The sequence below is a fragment of the Burkholderia sp. E168m23 genome (assembly GCF_016586125.1).
In the GTDB taxonomy this organism is placed as follows: domain Bacteria; phylum Pseudomonadota; class Gammaproteobacteria; order Burkholderiales; family Burkholderiaceae; genus Burkholderia; species Burkholderia orbicola.
Genome location: NZ_BCPP01000846.1, coordinates 1 through 3,194, shown reverse-complemented (window position 1 = coordinate 3,194; position 3,194 = coordinate 1). Strand labels below are relative to the sequence as shown.

The window sequence follows — 3,194 nt, the reverse complement described above, 5'->3', positions numbered from 1 at the left end:
CGTCCGACTCGGGTGACGAGCCGCTTCCGATATGGATTGCCCCTTGGCGGTACGCTTCGAAACGTGCGTCAGCTATCGATCGGAGAACGCACGTCCATGTGGATATCCGGCCTGCTCAAGCACTCGAAGCGCTGTGGTTTTCAATGGTGAGAGTGCGCGTATGGTCGGGAGGCAACGCAGTTCCGCACGTGGACAACTACCCCGCCAGCCAGTCGAAGCCCTGTGTATTTCAACGGTGAGAGCGAGCCGGCAATCGCTCGACCAGCGTGTTCAGGCGAGATGTCCAGCCGGCAAACCCACGCTCGTCCCTGTGTATTCGAACGGTGAGCGCAGGCGGAGGACCGACGAAACGCGCGGTTTCCGATGTGGATATCCGCCGCCGAAATTCACTCGCCAATCTGTGAATTTCAACGGTGAGCGCCCCGCATGCCGATTCCTGATGTGGATATCCCGGCCCCGACGCCACTCGAAACGCTGTGCAATCGAACGGTGAGCGCGCGAGCCGATCGACAGAGCGGCGCGGCATTGTGGACATCCGACGTCGCCAGCCAATCCGAATGCTGTGCATTCCAACGGTGAGGGTGACGGCCCGATGCCCCGAAACCCTTGTCGCAAGGGGTTCGAGCGCCATCCACCCTGCTGACGGTGAGCCCCGCGGCACGCCCCGCCTTTTCCGCCGGACCATCCGACCACCGCGACACGCCTCCCCATCACACTCCGGCCGCCCCGCGCGAGAACTCTCTCAAATCCCGTCAAAAAGCTGCGCAGTTTTTCTCACGGCAGGCCCCTCCGAGCAAGATGAGAAAAAACATTCTCGGCCGCGCGCGAAAAAATAGAGCCATTCGCTGCCGGCACCCTGCGTCATCCGACGCCCCGCCGCGCACGGCCCAGAACAGCACGACAGCACAATCCGGAGACATCCCCTCATGACCGCCCGCCAGCCCGTCGACGGCACGCCTGCCCTGTCCGACTACCGCCTGACCGACAACCTGACCGCGACGCGCGGCCGGATCTTCCTGACCGGCACGCAGGCGCTGATCCGCCTGCTGCTGATGCAGCGCGCGGTCGATACCGAACAGGGGCTCAACACGGCCGGCTTCGTCAGCGGCTATCGCGGTTCGCCGCTCGGCATGGTCGACCAGCAGCTGTGGAAGGCGAAGAAACTGCTCGACGCCAGCAGCGTGCGCTTCCTGCCCGCGATCAACGAGGAACTCGGCGGCACGGCCGTGCTCGGCACGCAGCGGGTCGAGGCCGACCCGGAGCGTACGGTCGAGGGCGTGTATGCGATGTGGTACGGCAAGGGCCCGGGCGTCGATCGCGCGGGCGATGCGCTGAAGCACGGCAACGCGTACGGTTCGTCGCCGCACGGCGGTGTGCTGGTCGTCGCGGGCGACGACCATGGCTGCGTGTCGTCGTCGATGCCGCACCAGAGCGATTTCGCGATGATGGCGTGGCACATGCCGGTCGTGAACCCGTCGAACATCGCCGACATGCTCGAATTCGGCCTGTACGGCTGGGCGCTGTCGCGCTACTCGGGCGCGTGGGTCGGCTTCAAGGCGATCTCGGAAACGGTCGAGTCGGGCTCGACCGTCGACCTCGATGCATTGCAGACGCGCTGGCCGGCGCCGGCAGGCTTCACGCCGCCGGCGGGCGGCCTGCACAACCGCTGGCCCGACCTGCCGAGCCTCACGATCGAGGCGCGTCTCGCGGCGAAGCTCGACGCGGTGCGCCATTTCGCGCGTGCCAACAGCATCGACAAGTGGATCGCGCCGAGCGCGCAGGCGAACGTCGGCATCGTCACCTGCGGCAAGGCGCACCTCGACCTGATGGAAGCGCTGCGCCGCCTCGACCTGACGGTCGCCGACCTCGACGCGGCCGGCGTGCGGATCTACAAGGTCGGCCTGTCGTATCCGCTCGAAATGACGCGCATCGAAACCTTCGTCGACGGGCTCGCCGAAGTGCTGGTGATCGAGGAGAAGGGCCCGGTCATCGAGCAGCAGATCAAGGACTACCTGTACAACCGCACCGAAGGCGCCCGTCCGCGCGTGCTCGGCAAGCACGACGCGGCCGGTGCGTGCCTGCTGTCCGAGCTCGGCGAACTGCGTCCGTCGCGCATCCTGCCGGTGTTCGCGGCATGGCTCGCGCGGCACAAGCCGGCGCTCGACCGGCGCGAGCGCGTGGTCGATCTCGTCGCGCCGCAGATCCTGTCGAACGAGGCCGACGCGGTGAAGCGCACGCCGTATTTCTGCTCGGGCTGCCCGCACAACACGTCGACGAAGGTGCCGGAAGGCTCGATCGCGCAGGCCGGCATCGGTTGCCATTTCATGGCGTCATGGATGGAGCGCGACACGACGGGGCTGATCCAGATGGGCGGCGAGGGCGTCGACTGGGCCGCGCACGCGATGTTCACCAACACGAAGCACGTATTCCAGAACCTCGGCGACGGCACTTACTTCCACTCGGGCATCCTCGCGATCCGCCAGGCGGTCGCCGCGAAAGCGAACATCACGTACAAGATCCTCTACAACGACGCGGTCGCGATGACGGGCGGCCAGCCGGTCGACGGCAGCATCTCGGTGCCGCAGATCGCGCGGCAGGTCGAGGCGGAGGGCGTGTCGCGCTTCGTCGTCGTGTCGGACGAACCGGAGAAGTACGACGGTCATCACGGGCAGTTCCCGACCGGCACGACGTTCCATCACCGCAGCGAACTCGACGCGGTGCAGCGTGAATTGCGCGAAACGCCGGGCGTCACCGTGCTGATCTACGACCAGACCTGCGCGGCCGAGAAGCGTCGCCGCCGCAAGAAAGGCGAATTCCCCGACCCGGACAAGCGCCTGTTCATCAACGACGCGGTGTGCGAAGGCTGCGGCGACTGCGGCGTGCAGTCGAACTGCCTGTCGGTCGAGCCGCTCGAGACGCCGCTCGGCCGCAAGCGCCGCATCGACCAGTCGTCGTGCAACAAGGACTATTCGTGCGTGAACGGCTTCTGCCCGAGCTTCGTGACGGTCGAAGGTGCGGCGCTGAAGAAGGCGGCCGGCGCCGCGTTCGACGAAGCCGCGCTCGCCGCGCGCGTCGACGCGCTGCCGGTGCCGGCGACGCACCTCGACGCGGCGCCGTTCGACATGCTCGTGACGGGCGTGGGCGGCACGGGCGTCGTGACGGTCGGCGCGCTGATCAGCATGGCCGCGCATCTC

1 protein-coding gene is annotated in these 3,194 nt (G+C 66.9%); it reads left to right on the top strand.

The features are described from left to right. Positions 1-926 precede the first annotated feature (926 nt). The coding region (locus JMF90_RS30680; protein ID WP_201325849.1) for an indolepyruvate ferredoxin oxidoreductase family protein at positions 927-3,194 on the top strand (2,268 nt) is incomplete at its 3' end.